The 19,197-nt window shown below is 74.0% G+C and carries 17 protein-coding genes; 10 read left to right on the top strand and 7 right to left on the bottom strand.

Annotated features, from left to right (window positions below; genetic code table 11):
• Nucleotides 1–83: 83 nt before the first annotated feature.
• The gene (locus tag OHV05_RS28040; protein WP_405020133.1) at nucleotides 84–680 is read right to left on the bottom strand and encodes a hypothetical protein; all 597 of its coding nucleotides are present in this window, start codon (nucleotides 678–680) and stop codon (nucleotides 84–86) included.
• Between the two features lie 172 nt (nucleotides 681–852).
• The gene (locus OHV05_RS28035) at nucleotides 853–1,719 is read right to left on the bottom strand and encodes a hypothetical protein (RefSeq protein ID WP_405020132.1); all 867 of its coding nucleotides are present in this window, start codon (nucleotides 1,717–1,719) and stop codon (nucleotides 853–855) included.
• A gap of 172 nt (nucleotides 1,720–1,891) precedes the next feature.
• Here OHV05_RS28035 and OHV05_RS28030 point away from each other — a divergent pair, with 172 nt between their 5' ends.
• Nucleotides 1,892–3,061 carry an exonuclease SbcCD subunit D gene (locus OHV05_RS28030; RefSeq protein WP_405020131.1) on the top strand — a complete coding sequence of 390 codons (1,170 nt, stop codon included), beginning with the start codon at nucleotides 1,892–1,894 and terminating at the stop codon, nucleotides 3,059–3,061.
• Nucleotides 3,058–6,069 carry an AAA family ATPase gene (locus OHV05_RS28025; protein ID WP_405020130.1) on the top strand — a complete coding sequence of 1,004 codons (3,012 nt, stop codon included), beginning with the start codon at nucleotides 3,058–3,060 and terminating at the stop codon, nucleotides 6,067–6,069. Before OHV05_RS28030 ends, OHV05_RS28025 begins: the two co-directional genes overlap by 4 nt.
• A gap of 9 nt (nucleotides 6,070–6,078) precedes the next feature.
• Here the strand turns inward: OHV05_RS28025 and OHV05_RS28020 are convergent, their stop codons facing one another.
• From OHV05_RS28020 to OHV05_RS28010, 3 genes are all read right to left on the bottom strand, one after another.
• On the bottom strand, nucleotides 6,079–6,279 hold the full coding sequence (locus tag OHV05_RS28020; RefSeq protein ID WP_405020129.1) for a hypothetical protein: 201 nt from the start codon (nucleotides 6,277–6,279) through the stop codon (nucleotides 6,079–6,081).
• 37 nt (nucleotides 6,280–6,316) lie between these two features.
• Nucleotides 6,317–6,742 (bottom strand): YjbQ family protein, encoded by a 426-nt coding sequence (locus tag OHV05_RS28015; protein WP_403032532.1) that lies wholly within the window; start codon nucleotides 6,740–6,742, stop codon nucleotides 6,317–6,319.
• Nucleotides 6,743–6,845: 103 nt separating this feature from the next.
• Nucleotides 6,846–7,112, bottom strand: coding sequence for a hypothetical protein (locus OHV05_RS28010; protein ID WP_403032535.1), 267 nt, complete (start codon nucleotides 7,110–7,112; stop codon nucleotides 6,846–6,848).
• Between the two features lie 629 nt (nucleotides 7,113–7,741).
• On the opposite strand from OHV05_RS28010, the gene OHV05_RS28005 reads away from it, so the two are divergent.
• Both OHV05_RS28005 and OHV05_RS28000 read left to right on the top strand, forming a co-directional pair.
• Nucleotides 7,742–9,916, top strand: coding sequence for a CDP-glycerol glycerophosphotransferase family protein (locus OHV05_RS28005; protein WP_405020128.1), 2,175 nt, complete (start codon nucleotides 7,742–7,744; stop codon nucleotides 9,914–9,916).
• A 443-nt stretch (nucleotides 9,917–10,359) separates the two neighbouring features.
• Nucleotides 10,360–11,028 carry a lysophospholipid acyltransferase family protein gene (locus OHV05_RS28000; protein ID WP_405020127.1) on the top strand — a complete coding sequence of 223 codons (669 nt, stop codon included), beginning with the start codon at nucleotides 10,360–10,362 and terminating at the stop codon, nucleotides 11,026–11,028.
• On the opposite strand, the gene OHV05_RS27995 is transcribed toward OHV05_RS28000, so the two are convergent.
• The gene (locus OHV05_RS27995; protein WP_405020126.1) at nucleotides 11,001–12,857 is read right to left on the bottom strand and encodes an ABC transporter ATP-binding protein; all 1,857 of its coding nucleotides are present in this window, start codon (nucleotides 12,855–12,857) and stop codon (nucleotides 11,001–11,003) included. The genes OHV05_RS28000 and OHV05_RS27995 overlap by 28 nt on opposite strands.
• A 120-nt stretch (nucleotides 12,858–12,977) precedes the next feature.
• A complete protein-coding gene (locus OHV05_RS27990; RefSeq protein WP_405020125.1) occupies nucleotides 12,978–13,745 on the bottom strand; it encodes an SDR family NAD(P)-dependent oxidoreductase in 768 nt (255 codons plus the stop codon).
• 159 nt (nucleotides 13,746–13,904) lie between these two features.
• Between OHV05_RS27990 and OHV05_RS27985 the strand changes: the two genes are divergently transcribed.
• The 6 genes from OHV05_RS27985 (at nucleotide 13,905) to OHV05_RS27960 (ending at nucleotide 19,183) form a co-directional block, all read left to right on the top strand.
• A complete protein-coding gene (locus OHV05_RS27985) occupies nucleotides 13,905–14,090 on the top strand; it encodes a hypothetical protein (protein WP_405020124.1) in 186 nt (61 codons plus the stop codon).
• 14 nt (nucleotides 14,091–14,104) lie between these two features.
• Nucleotides 14,105–14,293: a hypothetical protein gene (locus tag OHV05_RS27980; protein WP_405020123.1), complete on the top strand. Its 189-nt coding sequence runs from the start codon at nucleotides 14,105–14,107 to the stop codon at nucleotides 14,291–14,293.
• A gap of 87 nt (nucleotides 14,294–14,380) precedes the next feature.
• Nucleotides 14,381–15,052, top strand: a complete 672-nt coding sequence (locus OHV05_RS27975; protein ID WP_405020122.1) for a hypothetical protein — start codon at nucleotides 14,381–14,383, stop codon at nucleotides 15,050–15,052.
• Complete coding sequence (locus tag OHV05_RS27970; protein ID WP_405020121.1) at nucleotides 15,049–15,981, top strand: DUF6895 family protein; 933 nt, start codon at nucleotides 15,049–15,051, stop codon at nucleotides 15,979–15,981. Before OHV05_RS27975 ends, OHV05_RS27970 begins: the two co-directional genes overlap by 4 nt.
• Nucleotides 15,978–16,928: a serine hydrolase domain-containing protein gene (locus tag OHV05_RS27965; protein WP_405020120.1), complete on the top strand. Its 951-nt coding sequence runs from the start codon at nucleotides 15,978–15,980 to the stop codon at nucleotides 16,926–16,928. The genes OHV05_RS27970 and OHV05_RS27965 overlap by 4 nt, the downstream gene beginning before the upstream one ends.
• A 35-nt stretch (nucleotides 16,929–16,963) precedes the next feature.
• Nucleotides 16,964–19,183 carry an NADP-dependent isocitrate dehydrogenase gene (locus tag OHV05_RS27960; protein ID WP_405020119.1) on the top strand — a complete coding sequence of 740 codons (2,220 nt, stop codon included), beginning with the start codon at nucleotides 16,964–16,966 and terminating at the stop codon, nucleotides 19,181–19,183.
• Nucleotides 19,184–19,197 lie beyond the last annotated feature (14 nt).

Genomic DNA, 19,197 nt, shown 5'->3' with positions numbered 1-19,197 from the left:
TTGCGAGGGTTCGCCCATGTGGCACCGTCAGTTCGACGGGGTGTCAGGCGTGGGACGTCGGGCCGGGGTGCAGGCGCCGTAGGTCAGCGGAAGGCCAGCCCCGGGGGCGGCAGTTCCTCGATGGCCTCCTCGGCGGCGGACGGCACGCCGAGCAGCCGGACCGCCAGGTCCACCGCCGCCCGGGCCTGCCGCAGACCGGGCTCGCCCCAGCCGAGCAGCTCGACCGCGAGGCCGGGCGCCACCAGCAGCCGGCGGTAGTGCCGCCCGGAGGCCGGGTCGGGCGCGGTCGGGCCGACCGACCGCAGCGCGGCGGCCATCCGGACCCGGGCGCACTCGTGACCGCCGTTGGCCGAGCCGACCCGGTCGTAGAGGTAGCCGAGGTAGTGCGCCGGGCCGATCGCCGCCTGCGCCTCCTCCCCCGCCTCCCGGGCCAGTGCCGCACCGGGATCGCCCGCGTCCTCCGGCTCCAGCGAGCCGCCGGGCAGGCTGACCACGCCGTCCCGGGGGTTCACCAGGGTCAGCACCCGGCCGTCCGGCACGAACAGCCAGCCCCAGGACTGCTTGACCGGCAGCCCCGCCGGCACCTGCTCCCCCGGCCGCCACGGCCACCCCGCCGTCGGACGGCGCCGGACCCGGCCGAGCAGCTCGGCGATCTCCGCGCTGTACTCGATCCGGCTCATGCGTCCCCCTTCGGTCTCGGGCGCCGGTAGGCGTGCGGTGCGTGGCGCACCCCTGGTGGTGCGCGCGGGCAGGCCGTCCCATCACAGCACGCCCCGCCTGTTGATCTTCCCCGAACATCCGGTCGATGAACAGTCCTGGCCGCCGCCCGGGGCACGGCCCGCCGCCCGCCGTTCAGCCCTCGGTCACCTCCGGCGGGGGCAGCGGGAAACCGGCCCGGCCGACCCCCCCGGGCGGCCCCCCGGCCTCCGCCCCCAGCACCGCCTGGGTCTCCAACGCGGACATCGGCCGCAGCCAGCCGTCCACCAGCACCCAGCCGGAGACCCCGCCGCCGGCCCGGTGCAGCAGCAGCTCACCCGACCCGTACCCGGCCACCGCCGCGGCCAGCGTGACGCAGAACGCCTCCGCCTCCCGCCCCAGCTCGACCGGCCGCCCCGCCGCCACCAGCAGCTCGGCCGCCGCCGTCAGCTCCTCCCCGTCCAGCAGGCCGAGCGAGCGCAGCGTCAGCCGGTGCCGCCCGTCCCCCGCGCCCGCCGCCAGCGCCAGGCAGACCTCGGAGACGTACTGGAGCACCGCCGTGACCCGCTCCTCCGGCTGCCGCTCGCAGCCGACCGCCGCCAGCAGCGCGGCGCAGCCGATCGAGATCCGCACCCGGGCCAGGTGATCCTCCGTCAGCGCCGGCAGCAGCTCGGCCAGCCGCTGCCCGGTGTAGGCGAACGGCTCACCGGCCAGCTCCGGATCGGCCGCGTACGCCACCTCGGCCACCGGGTCGGCCGGGTCCAGCAGGTGCTCCGCGCAGAAGTCCTCGAAGTCCGCCGGCTCCAGCACCCTCAGGTGCACCGCCACCCCGTGCCCGTGCAGCGCCCGCAGCCGCTGCTCGGTGCACCGCAGGTACGCCCCGTAGTCCGCCGCCCCGAACAGGCCGCACCCCCGCAACCGCACGTACGCCGCCTCGTCGGCCGCCACCGCCAGCGCCACCGTCTGCCGCACCCGGCCCCGCTCCCCGCACCGCCGCCGAGCGCCCTTGTTCCTACTGGTCATGCACCCTCCCGAAGTGGAATCCGACGGCCGGACCACGCCCGACCCCCGATGCCGGGAAACGTACACAGCGTCACTGACAACCACGCTCAGCTACCGCCTTCGGGGTTTGTCCGTGCGAGCTGTGATACTCGGGAACGGTCCTGGTGGGTACGAGCGTGTGGGGGTTGGGTACGTGCGGCTGCTGCACACCTCGGACTGGCACCTGGGCCGGTCGTTCCACCGGGAGAACCTGATCGGGGCGCAGCGCGCCTTCCTCGACCACCTGGTGGCGGTGGTCCGGGAGCAGGGGGTCGAGGCGGTGCTGGTCGCCGGCGACGTCTACGACCGGGCACTGCCCGGGCTGGACGCGGTCGAGCTCTTCGACGACGTGCTGCACCGGCTCGCCGAGCTCGGCGTGCCCACCGTCTTCATCAGCGGCAACCACGACTCGGCCCGCCGGCTCGGGGTCGCGGCCGGTCTGATCGGCCGGGCCGGCATCCACCTGCGGACGGATCCCGGTGCGGTCGCCGCCCCGGTGCTGCTGGCGGACGAGCACGGTCCGGTCGCGGTCTACGGCCTGCCGTACCTGGAGCCCGCGCTGACCCGGGAGCGGTTCGGGCTGGCCAAGGGCGGCCACGAGCAGGTGCTCGGTGCGGCGATGGACCAGGTCAGGGCCGATCTGACGACCCGTCCGGCGGGGACCAGGGCGGTGGTGCTGGCGCACGCCTTCGTGACCGGCGGCGAGGTCAGCGACAGCGAGCGGGACATCACCGTCGGCGGGGTGGCGAGCGTGCCGTCCGCCGTCTTCGACGGGGTGCACTACGCCGCCCTCGGCCACCTGCACGGGAGCCAGACGATCGCCCCGCACCTGCGCTACAGCGGCTCCCCGATCGCCTACTCGTTCTCCGAGGCGGACCACCGCAAGACCATGTGGCTGGTCGACCTGGCCGCCGACGGCTCGGTGGCGGCCGAGCGGATCGACTGCCCGGTGCCCCGCCCGCTGGCCCCGCTGCGCGGCCGGCTGGAGGAGCTGCTGACCGAGGAGAAGTACGCGCGGCACGCGGACGCCTGGGTGCAGGCCACCCTGACCGACCCGGCCCGCCCGGCTGACCCGATGGAGCAGCTCCGCAAGCGCTTCCCGCACACCCTGCAGCTGCTGTTCGATCCCGACCCGGTGCCCGGCGACCGGCAGGAGTCGTACGCCGCCCGGGTCAGCGGCCGGACGGACCTGGAGATCGCCGAGGGCTTCGTCCGGCACGTCCGCCCCGGCACCGAGCCGGACGAGACCGAGCAGGGCTGGCTGCGGTCGGCCTTCGAGACCGTCCGCGAGCAGGGCGACCGGAAGGCGGAGCTGCCGCGATGAGGCTCCACCAGCTGACCGTCACCGCGTTCGGCCCGTTCGCGGGCAGCGAGCGGGTCGACTTCGACGAGTTGGCCGCCGCCGGCCTGTTCCTGCTCCGGGGCGCCACCGGCGCGGGCAAGAGCAGCGTGCTGGACGCGGTCTGCTTCGCCCTCTACGGCGAGGTGCCGGGCGCCCGCAAGGGCAACCCGCTGCGCAGCGACCACGCGGCCGCCGACCTGCCGACCCAGGTCGAGCTGGAGCTCACCCTCGGCGGGCAGCGGCTGCGGATCGTCCGCAGCCCCGAGCAGCTCCGGCCGAAGCTCCGCGGCAGCGGGCTGACCACCATGAAGCCGGAGACCCTGCTCAGCGAGTGGGTCACCGACACCGGCGAGGGCGAGCCCGGCTGGCGGGCCCTCAGCAAGTCGCACCAGGAGGCCGGCGAGCAGATCCACCGGCTGGTCGGGATGAGCCGGGAGCAGTTCTGCCAGGTGGTGCTGCTGCCGCAGGGCGACTTCGCACGTTTCCTGCGGGCCGACACCAACGAGCGGGCCAAGCTGCTCCGGCAGCTCTTCGACACCGGCCGGTTCGACCAGGTGGAGCGCTGGCTCACCGAGCAGCGGACCAGGCACGAGGCCACCGTCCGGGAGGGCAGGCAGCGGCTGCACTCGCTGGCCACCCGGGCCGAGGAGGCGGCCGGGGCCGGCGCCGTCCCGCTGGCCGAGCTGGTCCCGGAGAGCGCCGGGGCCGAGGAGTTCCTCGGCTGGGCGGCGGTGCTGCGCACCGACGCGGCCGAGCGGGCCGCCGTCGCGGCGCTCGCGCTGACGGCGGCCGAGCGGGGTCACGGCGCGGCCCAGCAGGCGCTCCAGCGCGCCACCGAGCTGGCGGACCGTCAGCAGCGCCACCGGCAGGCCGTGCTGGCCGCCACCGAGCTGGCCCGCAGCGCCGACCGGTACCGGCAGGACCGGGAGCGGCTCGGCACCGCCCAGCAGGCCGCCACCGTCGAGCCGGTGCTCCGCCACCACGCCGCCGCGGCCGACGCCCACACCACCGCCGTCCGGGCCGAGCAGCACCGCCGGGCCGCGCTGGCCGCCGCCACCGCCGACGCCGACGCCGATGCCGGGCAACTCGCCGGGTACGAACGGGAGCTGCGCGGCGAGCTCGGCCGGCTTGACGCCGCCCGGGCGGACGAGCGGCGGCTCGCCGAGGCCGTCCGCGAGCGCGAGCAGCTGGGCCACGAGCTGCTCCGGACGGAGGAGTTGGCGGACGAGGCGGCGGACTGGCTGACCGACTTCGACGGCCGGTTCAAGCGCCTCCAGGAGCAGCAGACCGAGGCCCGGGCCGCCGAGGCCAGGGTCGAACAGCTCGACGCCCGGCGCTCCGAGCTCCGCGACCGGCTGGCCGCCGCCGCCGAGCGGGACCGCCTCCGGGCCGGGATCACCACCGCCGAGCGGGAGTTGGACACCCTCAGGGCCGCCGCCAACGACGCCCGCGAGCGCAGCCTGGACCTGCGCGAACGCCGGCTCGCCGGAATGGCCGCCGAGCTGGCCGGCCAACTCGTCGGCGGCGACCCCTGCCGGGTCTGTGGCTCGGCCGAGCACCCGGCCCCGGCCCGCCCCGCCGAGGGCCTGGTCCGGGCCGAGGACGAGCAGCGGGCCACCGCCGCCCAGCAGCGCGCCGAGCAGCAGCGGGACAGTGCCGAGCAGGCCCTGCTCACCCTCCGGGTGGCCGAGGCCAAGGCCGTCGGCGCGGCGGGCGACCAGCCGGCCGACCAGCTCCGGACGGCCCTCGCCGAGGCCGACCGGCAGCACCGCGAGGCGCTCGGCAGCGCCGACTCGCTGGGCCAACTCGACCGGCAGCTCGACAAGTTGACCCAGGAACAGACCGACCGGCAGGCCCGGCAGCAGCAGGCCAGGGTGCGCGCCGCCGCGCTGACCACCCGGCTCGGCTCGCTGGCCGCCGACCGGCAGGAGCTGTCCGCCCGGCTCGGCGCGGTGCTCGGCGACGCCCCGTCGGTCGCCGCCCGGTCCGCCACCCTGACCGCGCTGGCCGACACGGTCGCCGCCGCCCTGGCCGCCACCCGGGCCCGGGCCGAGGCCGCCGGCCGGCTCGCCGAGGCCGAGCGGGAGTTGGCCGAGGTGAGCGCGGGGGCCGGGTTCGACTCCCCGACCGAGGCGGCGGCCGCCCTGCTGCCCGCCGCCGAGTCCCGGGCCCTGCGGGACCGGCTGGAACGCGACCGGGCCGACCGCGAGGCGGTCGAACGCCGACTGGCCGAGCCCGAGTTGGTCGCGGCCGCCGCCCTGCCCGCCGCCGACCCGGCCGGCGTCCGGCTGGCGTACCAGCAGGCCACCGACCGGCTCCGGGAGGCGTCCGCCACCGACAGCGCGGCCCGCCAGCAGGTGGCCGCGCTGGCCCGGCTGGGGCGGCAACTCGCCGAGCTGGCCGTCGCGCTGGGCCCGGCCCTGGAGCAGTACGAGCGGATCAAGCGGCTGGCCGAGCTGGCCGCCGGCACGTCCAGCGAGAACGCGCTGCGGATGCGGCTGGAGTCGTACGTACTGGCCGCCCGGCTGGAGCAGGTCGCGGCGGCGGCCAGCGGCCGGCTGGTCCGGATGTCCAGCGGCCGCTACACCCTGGTGCACAGCGACGGCCGCGCGGCGGGGAACCGGCGCTCCGGCCTGGCCCTGCGGGTGGTGGACGCCTGGACGGGGCTGGACCGCGACACCGCCACCCTCTCCGGCGGCGAGAGCTTCTTCGCCTCGCTCGCGCTCGCCCTCGGCCTGGCCGACGTGGTCACCGACGAGTCGGGCGGGATGCCGCTGGACACCCTCTTCATCGACGAGGGCTTCGGCAGCCTGGACGAGCAGGCCCTCGAGGAGGTGCTCGACGTCCTGGACGGCCTCCGGGAGCGGGACCGCGCGGTCGGCATCGTCAGCCACGTCGCCGACCTGCGCTCGCGCATCCCGGCCCAACTGCTGGTCCACAAGGGGCGGCACGGCTCCACCCTGCGGCTGGCCGACCGCGAGGAGCACTGACCCGGCGGCTCAGCCGGAGCAGGCGATCCGCTGGGCCTCCTGCCAGGCGCAGACCGGGCACAGGGTGGTGCCCGGCCGGTCGGCCGGGAACTCGGTCGGCTCACCGCACAGCACGCAGTCGGCCCGGGGGCCGTCCCCCACCGCCGGGGTCAGCGCCGCCACGGCGTCGACGGCGGGTGCCAGGTCGCACTGCTGGGTCTCGTCGCTCATACCGCCACCCTACGGCGGCCGGCTCCGGTACCGGGGCTCAGCCCAGGAAGGAGAGCCGGACGGTGCGCCGGGGGTTGTCCCCGTTGGTGTCCACCAGCACCACCGACTGCCAGACCCCGAGCGCCAGTTGGCCGCCGATCACCGGCAGGGTGGCGTGCGGGGCGACCAGACCGGGGAGCACGTGGTCCCGGCCGTGGCCCGGGCTGCCGTGCCGGTGCCGCCAGCGGTCGTCGGCCGGGAGCAGCTCGCGCAGGATGGCCAGCAGGTCGTGGTCGCTGCCCGCCCCGACCTCGATCACCGCGATCCCGGCGGTGGCGTGCGGGACGAAGACGTTCAGCAGACCGTCCCGGCCCGGGGCCACGTTCGCCAGGAAGTCCGTGCAGTGCCGGGTGATGTCCAGGGCGACCTCACCACTGCCGGTGGTGAGGTCGACGGTGTGGGAGTGGAAGGAGGTGTCCGCCATGGGATCATCCTCGCACCCCGCGGCGGGTACGCGGAAAACCCGACGGACCGGCAGGTCCATCGGGTCGCCCGGAGGCGGGGCGGCAGGGCTGGTCGGACCAGCCTCAGCCCCGACTGCCGAACAGGCTGCGCTTGAGCCGCCGGAGCGGCGCCAGCAGCATCACCCGAGCCGTCCGACGCGGCGCGGCCGGGGTGCTCACCCCACGGGGCGTCAGCTCCCTTATCAGGCCGAGCGCTTCGGCGGTGTCGACGGCCGAGAGGGCCGGCGCACCGAGCACCGAGAGATGGCGGTCGAGCCGGCGGCCGGTCGAGCCGACGCCGCACTGGATCGCCGGCACTCGGGGCCGGGACCGCACTTGCATGTGTTCCATCAGTTTCCCACCCCTACGAGGCGCCAGGGCCGTGAGGCGAAGACTATCCGTGAGTGGCGGGCTTCGCGCAACCGTCCTGGTGTTCTGCCACCGTATCGTGCGAAGTGAACTGACGCCCCACCAGATCTCGGCGACCCCGGTCACGACTGCGCATCGGCCGGGTCGGTCCGATCGGCCGGCGAACCGCCGAGTCTCACCTGGTGAAATTCAGGAAGTGAACACATCCAGGGGATTGACGCAACCGAAACCTACAAGCACTATCGGTATCGACGCCGAAAGGCGGCCCGGAGTCGGTCGAATACGTTCGACAGATGAAGGGAAAACTGCTTCCGACCCCAGGTGAGCCACTGTCCGGCCGTCTCGACGCTGCGGCGGCCCGGCTTCGAACTGGTGGACGGACCGGTGGTCGACCGCTGAGGGTCGGTCGGACCGCCAACCCCGGACTGCCGGTGCCCGCGCTCGCACAGCGCGGCACCGGCGGTCGTCTTTCCGCGACCGGCCCCGCGCGACCCGCCCACCCGGGCCGACCTGGGGTGCCTTGCCACCGCCCGTCCCGCCGGGCCCAGTAGAGTGGCGCCAGAACCGGGCGGCCGCCCCTCGCCCCGGCATCCCCAGCGGAGTGAACCAGCGTGAGCCCCCTCCTCAGCATCGTGCTGCCGGTCCACGGCGTTGAGCGCTACCTGCCGCGCTGCCTCGACTCGCTGGCCGGCCCGCCGGACGGCTCGGTCGAGCTGATCGCGGTGGACGACCTCTCCCCCGACGGCTGCGGCGCGATCCTCGACGAGCACGCCACCCGCGACCCCCGCCTGCGGGTGCTGCACCTGACGGAGAACCAGGGCCTCGGCGGCGCCCGCGAGGTCGGCCTGGCCCAGGCCACCGGGACGTACGTCTGGTTCGTCGACAGCGACGACTGGCTGCCCGACGGCACCCTGGACGCCCTGCTGGCCGAGCTCCGCGCCGAGCAGGCCGCCGAGGCGCCGGTGGACGTGCTGCTGACCGACTTCACCCACGTCTACCCCGACGACAGCACCGAGCCCAACCCCTGGCGGCACGTGCTGCGCGACTCCCCGCTGGTGGCCGGCTGCCGGGCCGCCGACCATCCGGCGCTGTTCCAGAGCGTGCTGTCGGTGTGGAACAAGGTCTTCCGCCGACAGTTCCTGCTCGACCTGGACGTCGCCTTCGGCCGCGGCTACTACGAGGACATCTCGGTCACCTACCCGGCCCTGCTCACCGGCCGGCTCCGCTATCTCGACCGCTCCTGCTACAACTACCGGCGCGGGCGCCCCGGCGCGATCACCGCCACCGCCTCCCCCAAGCACGCGGACGCCTTCGCCCAGTACGACGCGATCTTCCGGGTGCTCGACCGCCCTTCGGCCGACCCGGGCCCGGCCCTGCGCCGCCTGGTCTTCGACCGGACGGTCCGGCAGGCGCTCACCGTCTACGACACGCCCGGCCTGGTGCCGACCGACCTGCGGGCGGACTTCTTCACCCGGATCGCCGACCACTTCGCCCGCCACCGCCCGGCCGACTACCGCTTCCCGGGCGGGCTGCGCGGCGTCCAGTACCGGCTGGCCGCCCGGGGCGCCCGGATCGCGTACGGCGAGCTGCGCCGGGGCGGTCAGCTGCCGCGCACCCTCAAGCGCGGGGTCGGCGCGGTCGCCCCTGCCCTGCGCAAGGGGGTCCGCGGCGGGGCCAGGTACACCGCGTACAACACCTTCCGGCGGCTCCCGCTGGACGACCGGCTCGCGGTCTACGCGGCGTACTGGCACCGGGGCTACGCCTGCAACCCGGCCGCGATCTACCGGAAGGCGCTCGAACTGGCGCCCCAGGTGCGCGGGGTGTGGGTGGTGGAGACCCGGGCGCAGGCCGCCACGCTGCCCGACGGGGTGCCGTACGTGCTGGTGAACACCCCGGCGTACCTGCGGCTGATGGCGACCGCCAAGTACTTCGTCAACAACGTCAACTTCCCGCACACCATGGTCAAGCGGCCCGGCACGGTGCACGTGCAGACCCAGCACGGCACGCCGGTGAAGACCATGGGCCTGGACCTGGTGGACTACCCGGCCGCCGCCGACGGCATGGACTTCGACCGGCTGCGCGAGGCGGTGGACCGCTGGGACTTCCTGGTCTCCCCCAACCCGCACACCAGCGAGCACTTCAGCCGGGCCTTCCCCGGCCACTACGAACTGCTGGAGACCGGCTACCCGCGCAACGACCGGCTCGCCCTGGCCGGCCCCGCGGAGGTCGCCGACGTCCGGGCCAGGCTCGGGCTGACGCCCGGGCGGCGCACGGTGCTGTACGCCCCGACCCACCGGGAGGGGCAGGGCGGGTACGTCCCGCTGCTCGACCTGCGGGAGCTGGCCGAGAAGCTCGGCCCCGGGTACACCCTGCTGGTCCGCACCCACTACTTCGACGCCGACGGCCCCGGCGAGCTCGCCACCGGCCCGGGCGCGGCCGAGGTGGTCGACGTCTCCGCCCACCCCGTGGTCGAGGACCTCTACCTGGCGGCGGACGTCCTGGTCACGGACTACTCCTCGATGATGTTCGACTACGCGGTGCTGGACCGACCGGTCGTCATCTACGCCCCCGACTGGGAGCAGTACCGCCGGACCCGCGGCGTCTACTTCGACCTGCTCGCCTCGCCGCCCGGCGCGGTCGCCACCGACCCCGACGCCCTGTGCCAGGCCCTGCTGGCCGGCGACCCCGCGCCGGACGCCCGGGCGGCCTTCCGCGAGCGGTTCTGCCCCTGGGACGACGGCGGGGCGGCCGAGCGCGTGGTCCGCCGGATCTTCCCGGTCGCCTGAACGGGGCTCAGCTCATTGCAGGCGCTCAGCCGTCTACTACCCAGGGGCTCGGGGCTGCGCTGTGGGCAGGCGCTCAGCCGTCTACTACCCAGGGGCTCGGGGAACTGCGAGGAGATCTGGCGTGCGGGTCACTGCGAAAGTCCCTGACCACCTACGCAACGGTGACCAGTTCCGAGGCTGGCGTCGCAGTTCCCCGAGCCCCTGACTCCGTAGCGGGCTGAGCACCTGCCAAAAGGTCGGCGTCGCCCACGCGGCGGAGCCACACAGCAGCAGAGCCCCGAGCCCCTGGTGGTGCGCCTCGTGCCAAAGGTCGGCGTCGTGACGAGGATCGCACTCGTCCGGTGAGCGGAGTGGTGGACGGCGGGCGGGGTGGATGACGTAATCTGCGGTCTGGCCTCGCCGCGGTGTTCCGGGGTGGGGGTGGAGGCGGCCAGGGAGACTAGATGATCAACCTCATCACCAAGCTCGTGCTCAAGCCCGTGGCGAAGGCGGTCTACCGCCCCGTCATCGAGGGGCTGGAGAACGTGCCGCGTGATGGCGGAGTGATCCTGGCGAGCAATCACCTGTCGTTCATCGACAGCGTGGTGATCCCGCTGACCGCGCCGCGCCGCGTGTACTTCCTCGCCAAGGCCGAGTACTTCACCGGCACCGGCCTCAAGGGTGCGCTCTCCAGGGCGCTCTTCAAGGCGCTCAACGCCGTCCCGGTGGAGCGTGGCGAGATCAAGACCGCCCAGGCCGCGCTGGACTCGGCGCTGGAGATCCTCCGGGAGGGCAAGGCGTTCGGCATCTACCCGGAGGGCACCCGTTCGCTGGACGGGCGGCTGTACCGGGGCAAGACCGGGGTGGCGTGGCTGGCGCTGACCGCCGGGGTGCCGGTCGTTCCGGTGGCGCTGGAGGGGCCGGCGGACATCCTGCCGGTCGGCAAGCGGATCCCCCGGCTGCGCAAGGTGACCGTGCGCTTCGGGGAGCCGCTGCACTTCGACGAGCTGCACGGCCAGGCGCGTTCGGCCCGGGCCCGTCGCGAGGTCACCGACCAGGTGATGGCGGCGATCCACCAGCTGTCCGGCCAGGAGCTGGCCGAGGTCTACAACGAGCGTCCGATGGCGGCCTGACCGTCGTCGCCCAAGGGCCCGTCGGCGGGCCCGCCTGACGGCAGCTCACGGCGCAGCAGTGCGGCGTACCGCCCGTTCCGCGCGAGCAGTTCCTCGTGGGTGCCGAGTTCGGCGATCTCGCCCGCGTCCAGCACGGCGATCTGGTCGGCCCGCCGCACGGTGGAGAGCCGGTGCGCGATGGTGATCGTGGTGCGGCCCGCGGACAGGGCGTCGATGGCCTGCTGGACGGCTCGTTCGGTCTGGTTGTCGAGTGCGCTGGTGGCCTCGTCCAGGATCAGGATCGGCGGGTTGCGGAGCACCGTCCTGGCGATCGCCAGGCGCTGCTTCTCGCCGCCGGAGAACCGGTAGCCGCGCTCGCCGACCACGGTGTCGTAGCCCTCGGGGAGCCCGGCGATCAGCTCGTGGATCTGGGCCGCCCGGGCGGCCTCGACCAGTTGGGCGTCGGTGGCGTCGGGCTTGGCGAACCGCAGGTTGTCGGCGACCGAGGCATGGAACAGGTAGGTCTCCTGGGAGACCACGCCGATCGCGTCGGCCAGGGTGTCGAAGCCGAGTTCGCGGACGTCGGTGCCGTCGATCAGGACCCGGCCGCCGGTCACGTCGTAGAGCCGGGGCACCAGGTAGCTGAGGGTGGTCTTGCCCGAGCCGGTCTCGCCGACCACGGCGAGCGAGCCGCCGGCCGGGAGCTTGAGGTCGATCCCGGTCAGGGTCGGGCGGTCCTGGTCGGCGTTGTAGCGGAAGTCGACGTTCTCGAAGGTGACGTCCCCGCGGATGACGGACAGCCGGACCGGATCGGCGGGTTCGGCGATCTCGACCGGGAGGTCGAGGTACTCGAAGATCCGCTGGAACAGTGCGAGCGAGGTCTGCACCTGCACGCCGGTGGAGAGCAGGCTGACGGTGGGTCGGAACAGGCCCTGCTGGAGCGAGACGAAGGCGACCAAGGTGCCGACCGAGACGATCGGGGCGCCGCCCGCCATCGCCAGCCCGGCGGCCCAGTAGATGACGGCGGGCATCGCGGCCATCACGATCCCGATGGTGGCCATCCGCCAGCGCCCGGCCATGCTGGAGCGGACCTCCAACTCGGCCAATTCGTCCGACTGCCGGTCGAACTCGTGCGAGAGCGAGCCGGAGCGGCCCATCGTGCGGCCGAGCAGGATGCCGCTGACGGACAGCGACTCCTGGACGGCGGAGCTCATCGCGGCCAGCTGCTTCTGCCGCTCGGTGGTGATCTTCTTGCGCTCGTTGCCGACCCGGCGGCTGATCCAGACGAACAGCGGGAGCAGCAGCAGCGAGACCACGGTGAGCCGCCAGTCCAGCGCGACCATGGCGACCACGGTGGCGATCACGCCGGTCAGGTTGGAGACCAGCGAGGTGGCGGTGGAGGTGACGGTGGACTGCATGCCGCCGATGTCGTTGGCGATCCGGGACTGCACCTCGCCGGTGCGGGTCCGGGTGAAGAAGGCCAGCGACATCCGCTGCAGGTGGCGGTAGACCGCGGTCCGCAGGTCGTGCATGACGCGCTGGCCGACCGTGGTGGAGATCAGGGTCTGCAGCACCCCGAAGATGCTGTTCACCACGGCGGCCGCGATCATCCCGAGCGCGAGCAGGCTGAGCAGCCCGGTGCGGCCCTGCGGGATCGCGGTGTCCAGCACCGCGCGGAGCAGGAACGGGGTGACCACGCCGACCACGGCGGAGGCCGCCACCAGCAGGCCGACCACGGCGAGCCTGGCCCGGTAGGGGCGGAACAGGGCGAGGATGCGGCGCCACTCGGCCGGCGGGCGCGGTTCGCCCTTGGCCCGTGGCGGCGGTGTCCAGTTGATCTCGTCGCGCACAGGCGACCTCCCCGTGGTGTCGGTACGTGAGCAGGAGTCCCCCTGCTCACATACCGAGCATAGCTCATAGTTAGACGGGCTAATAATGAGCCGAGGTCTCGAACCCTGGACCACAGCGTCTCACTTGTACGTCCGCGCCGCCTTGCTGGAGATCCCGCCCAGCTTCCCGGCGGGCAGCAGCCTGGCAATCGCCACGACCGCCTTGTACCGCCGGCCGGGGACGGACAGCGAGCGCCCCTTGGCCAGGTCGCGCAGCGCCTCGTCCACCACCCGCTCCGCCGAGAGCCAGCCCCAGGCGGGGATGCCCGAGGTGCCCATCCCGGCCCGCTGGTGGAACTCCGTCCGTGTGAAGCCCGGGGCCAGCGCCATCAGCCGGACCCCGGTGCCGCCGAGGTCGCGGGCCGCCCCCTGGGTGAAGCTGACCACCCAGGCCTTGCTGGCGCCGTACGTGCCGCGCGGCAGGAAGGCCGCCACCGAGGCGACGTTCACGATGTCGCCGAAGCCGCGCTCGCGCATGCCCGGCAGCGCGGCCGAGGTGGTCCGCAGGATCGCCTCGACGTGCACCTTGAGCATGTCGAGCTCCTGCTCCAGCGGGGCGGTCAGGTAGGCGCCCTGGTTGCCGAAGCCGGCGTTGTTGATCAGGATGTCGACCGGTCGGACGGTGTCCCTCAGTCGCTCCTCGACCGCGCCGATCCCCGCGTCGGTGGCCAGGTCGGCGGGGAGCACCTCGACCTCGACTCCGTACGTCTTCGTCAACTCGGCCGCCGTGTCGGCCAACCGTCCGGCGTCGCGGGCGACCAGGACCAGGTCCCGCCCGTCCTTGGCGAGGCGGCGGGCGAAGGCGGCGCCGATTCCGGCGGTCGCGCCGGTGATGAGAGCAGTCGTCATGTGCCGACCGTACTCGCAGGTAATCACCCGTGCACCGGCGCGTCGCAGCTGATCTGACGGCTCGTTCGGCGAGCCCTCGCCGATCCGGACGATTCGTGCTCGTAGCTTTGCCGTGCGGCGTCGAGCCGACGTCGCTCCTGGACGACAAGGAGGTATCTGATGCCCACTCAGATCCACACCCCGGTACGGCCGCAGGCCACGGCGGCCGAACGCACCGCACTGGCCGGGCTGCTGACCGAGGGCGAGGCCACCGTCAGCGCGGCACCGGTCCACCGGCCCGAGGCCGCCGGACTGCTGCTGTTGCTCCTGCTGCTCTCGCCCAAGCCCCCGAAGGACCGGAGCTGAGCCGAGGCGGTCCGATGTCCGCGTCCCCCGGCATCGTCCGCCCGGCCACCGCACCGCACCGACGGGCGGTCGTGACCGCCCTGCCCACCGAGGCCGAGGCACCGGTCAGCGGCGCCCCGCTGCACTGCCCGGCCACCGCCCTCGCCCCACTGCTCCCGCTGTCCCCCAGGGAGCCGAGGGGTCCGAGGCACACCGGCGGCTGACCACGCCGGTCCGGACCGGGTCACCCGGCCCGGTCCGGACCGGCCGGTCCCGCCGAACGGTCCGCCACCACAGGAGACTTCACCACCATGCCGGTCACCGACACCTCGCTGCGCGACGCGTACGCCGCCGCGGTCGAGCAGGTGGCGGGCCGCGCCCTCGACGCCGTCACCGGCGCCGGGGGCGCGGTCACGCTCACCGACCCCACCAGCACCGCCGAGCTCGCCGCGCTCCGGGTGCTCGGCCCCGACCTGTTCGCCGCCCAGCTCCTCGCCCGGGCACCGCTGGCGAGCGTCACCACCGCCTCGCTGGCCGCCGCCCTGCTGGCCTTCCCGCCCGGCCCGGCCGCCCCGGTCGGCCAGGACGACCTGGTGGTGGCCTGGCTGGACCACGTGGCGGGCTTCCTGGCCGGCCGGGCCGTCCCGCAGCCCGGCGAGGTCCCCGATCCTGAGCACTGGCCGCGCTGGTCGGTACGGATGGCCCAACTCGCCCCGCTGGCACTGCCCGGACTCGACGGCCCGGTGCACCGGGCGGCCCGGCAGCAGCCGCTCGCGCTGGCCCGCGGCGCCACCCGGGCGATGCTCCGCCGGGACCACCGGACGGCGCTCCGGCTGACCCGCTGGCTGGCCTGGCTCGACGCCCCGGCCCCGCTGGAACTGCCGCCGCTGCTGGACCGGCTCCGGCTGGTCGGCGACGACTCCCGCCGGACCGCGCTCGAACTCACCATCACCGAACGCCTGTTGACGGAGGGTCGACGATGACGGAGTCCCGGCTGCTGAGCACCGCCCAACAGCTCGGCTCGAACGCCCTGCACTGGCTGCACCGGGCCCACCAGGACGGCCACGGCACCCTCCCGCCGGACACCACCATCGACCTCTCCGACCCCGACACCGCCTACAAGCCGATCGGGGAGTCCGCGCTGGCCGCCTCGCTGATCCTGCGGGACGGCGTGGCCGGGGCCCGCGACCTGGCGGCGGCGGGCGAGCTGATCGAGTTCTGCTGGCACCAGCTGCAGAGCGGGAACCTGCTCTACGAACGGCAGTTGCGCTTCCCCAACCTGTCCGACCCGCTGGAGACGTACGCCCACTTCGCCCGGTCCGGCTTCCGGCACCGGCCGTTGGACGAACTGCTCGGCTCGCTCACCCGGCTCCGCGCCACCCACGCCGCCGAGCTGGTGCCCAACCGGCGGCTCGCGGTCGCCAACGCCCGCCGGGTGGTCGGCCTGGACCACCGGCCGGACTGGGCCGCGCTGGCCGACGCCACCTGGCTGGGTGCCACCCCCGAGCCCTGGGCGATCGACTGGAGCACCGGCTACGACCTCACCCACACCGTCTTCCACCTGACCGACTGGGGTGCCCGCCCGGACGACCTGCCCGCGCCGCTCCGCTCGTACCTGCGGGACTGGCTGCCGGTCTGGGTCGACATCTGGCTGGAGGTCGGCCAGTGGGACCTGGTCGGCGAGCTGCTGATCGTGGACTCCTGCACCGGGGAGCCGGTCTGCGGCCTCGACCCCTGGGAGCGGCTGGCCGGCGCCCAGCACCCCGACGGCCTGACCCCCCGGGACACCGAACCGGTCGACCAGGACCCGGCCCGGGCCTTCAAGGACCACGAGCACACGGCGGTGGTCGCGGCGATCGCCGGGACGGTGACGCTGGCCCGCGCCCTCGGCGGCTCGCCGGTGGCGGTGTGACGCTGGCCGCCCTGGTCGCCGCCGCCCCCGGGGCGACCGCTGTGACACTGGTCACCTTCTCCGGCGGGCGCGGTGAAGTGCACTGCCATGGAACGGAGTTCGCGGGCGGTCCGAAGGTGACCGCGGACACCGGCTACGAACTCGGCTCGGTCACCAAGACCTTCACCGGGCTGCTGCTGGCCGAGCTGGCCACCCAGGGCGAGGTCACCCTGGACGACCCGCTCTCCGCCCACCTGCCGGTCGCCGCCCGCTGCACCCTGCGCGCCCTGGCCACCCACACCGCCGGGCTGCCCCGGCTGCCGCCCGGCCTGCTCCGCTCCGCCCTGCCGCAGTGGTACCGCAACCCGTACGCGGCCTTCGGCGACGACCGGCTGCTGGCCGCCCCGATCAGGCCCCGGTCGCCCGGCCGGGTCCGCTACTCCAACTTCGGGATGGCCCTGCTCGGCCGCGCACTGGCCGAACGCACCGGGACGCCGTACCCGGAGCTGCTGGCCGGGCTGGTCTGCGGACCGCTCGGGCTGACCGCCACCGACTGTGCCGAGCTGGCCCCGGGCCGGGCGCTCGGCCACCGGCGGGGCCGCCCGCTGCCGCCCTGGCGGATCCCCGGGCTGCCGGCCGCCGGTGCGCTCCGCTCCACCGGCCGGGACCTGCTCGGCTACCTGACCGCCCACCTCGCCCCGGCCGGGCCGCTCGCCCCCGCCCTGCGGGCCGTCCGGCTGCCGCTGGCCTGGAGCCTGCGGCGGAGCACCTACTTCCACTCCGGCGGCACCCGGGGCTGCACCGGCTTCGTCGGATTCGACCCCGAGCGCGGCACCGCGCTGGCCGCGCTGGCCAACGCCGGCCCCTCGCTCGGCGGCCGTTTCGTCCAGACGGCGTACGACGCGCTGCTCGCCCTCCCTTCGGAGAGGGGGTTGGTGTCGGGAACGGCCGAAGACGAGATATCTTGATATCAAGACGTTAGTAGACATGGAGCGGAGCACCGGTGACTGACTCGACCATCATCTATACGCACACTGACGAGGCCCCGGCCCTGGCGACGTACTCGCTCCTGCCGGTCATCCAGGCCTACGCCTCGACAGCGGGCGTCAGTGTGGAGACTCGCGACATCTCCCTGGCCGGGCGCATCATCGCGAGCTTCCCCGAGTTCCTCGCGGCGGAGCAGCGGATCGCCGACGCGCTGGCCGAGCTCGGCGAGCTCGCCAAGACGCCGGGCGCCAACATCATCAAGCTGCCGAACGTCTCGGCCTCGATCCCGCAGCTCAAGGCTGCCGTGGCCGAGCTCCAGGCGCAGGGCTACGCGCTGCCGGACTACCCGGACGACCCGAAGACCGAGCAGGACCGCGACGTCCGCGCCCGGTACGACAAGATCAAGGGCAGCGCCGTCAACCCGGTGCTCCGCGAGGGCAACTCCGACCGCCGCGCCCCCGCCTCGGTGAAGAACTACGCCAAGACCCACCCGCACCGGATGGGCGCCTGGTCGGCCGACTCCAAGACCAACGTCGCCACCATGGGCACCGACGACTTCCGTTCCACCGAGAAGTCGGCCGTGGTCGCCGAGGCCGGCGCGCTCCGGATCGAGCACGTCGCCGCCGACGGCGCCACCACCGTGCTGCGCGAGTCGGTGCCGGTGCTCGCGGGCGAGGTCGTGGACGCCTCGGTCATGCGCGCCGCCGCGCTGAACGATTTCCTGGCCGCGCAGGTGGCCCGGGCCAAGGCCGAGGGCGTGCTGTTCTCGGTGCACCTCAAGGCCACCATGATGAAGGTCTCCGACCCGATCGTCTTCGGCCACGTGGTCCGCGCCTTCTTCCCGAAGACCTTCGCCGCCTACGGCGAGGTGCTGGCCGCGGCCGGCCTGAGCCCGAACAACGGCCTCGGCGGCATCCTCGACGGCCTCGCCGCACTGCCCCAGGGCGCCGAGATCAAGGCCTCGTTCGACGCCGAGCTGGCCGAGGGCCCCGCGCTCGCGATGGTCGACTCGGACAAGGGCATCACCAACCTGCACGTGCCGAGCGACGTGATCGTCGACGCCTCGATGCCGGCCATGATCCGCACCTCCGGCCACATGTGGGGCCCGGACGGCGCCGAGGCCGACACCCTGGCCGTGCTGCCGGACAGCAGCTACGCCGGTGTCTACCAGGTCGTCATCGACGACTGCCGCGCCCACGGCGCCTTCGACCCGTCGACCATGGGCTCGGTCCCGAACGTCGGTCTGATGGCGCAGGCGGCCGAGGAGTACGGCAGCCACGACAAGACCTTCGAGGTCGCCGCCGCCGGCACCGTCCGCCTGGTCGACGCCACCGGCGCGGTCGTGCTGGAGCAGGCCGTCGAGGCCGGCGACATCTTCCGCGCCTGCCAGACCAAGGACCTGCCGATCCAGGACTGGGTCAAGCTGGCCGTCACCCGGGCCCGCGCCACCGGCAACCCGGCCGTGTTCTGGCTGGACGCGACCCGCGCGCACGACGCCGTGCTGATCGAGAAGGTCAAGCAGTACCTCCCGGAGCACGACACCACCGGTCTGCAGATCGAGATCCTCTCCCCGGTCGAGGCCACCGCCTTCTCGCTGGAGCGGATCCGCCGCGGCGAGGACACCATCTCGGTGACCGGCAACGTGCTGCGCGACTACCTGACCGACCTGTTCCCGATCCTGGAGCTGGGCACCAGCGCCAAGATGCTGTCGGTCGTGCCGCTGATGAACGGCGGCGGTCTGTTCGAGACCGGCGCGGGCGGCTCCGCCCCGAAGCACGTCCAGCAGCTGGTCAAGGAGAACTACCTGCGCTGGGACAGCCTGGGCGAGTTCTTCGCGCTGGCCGCGAGCTTCGAGCACCTGGCGCAGACCACCGGCAACGCGAGCGCCCAGGTGCTCGCCGACACCCTGGACCGGGCCACCGGCACCTTCCTCAACGAGGACAAGTCACCGAGCCGCCGCCTCGGTGGCATCGACAACCGTGGCAGCCACTTCTACCTGGCGCTGTACTGGGCCCAGGAGCTGGCCGGTCAGACCGTCGACGCCGAGCTGGCCGAGGCGTTCGCGGGTCTGGCCAAGACGCTGGCCGCGCAGGAGCAGACCATCGTGGCCGAGCTGATCGCCGTGCAGGGTTCGCCCGCCGACATCGGTGGCTACTACCAGCCCGACGCCGCCAAGGCCGCCGCGATCATGCGGCCCTCGGCGACCTTCAACGAGGCGCTGGCCACCCTCGGCTGACGGTCCGTCACCCG

It is taken from the genome of Kitasatospora sp. NBC_00070 (assembly GCF_045041205.1).
Classification (GTDB): Bacteria; Actinomycetota; Actinomycetes; order Streptomycetales; family Streptomycetaceae; genus Kitasatospora.
Note: the sequence above shows the minus strand (reverse complement) of the source record. Positions and strands in the feature narration are given on the sequence as shown.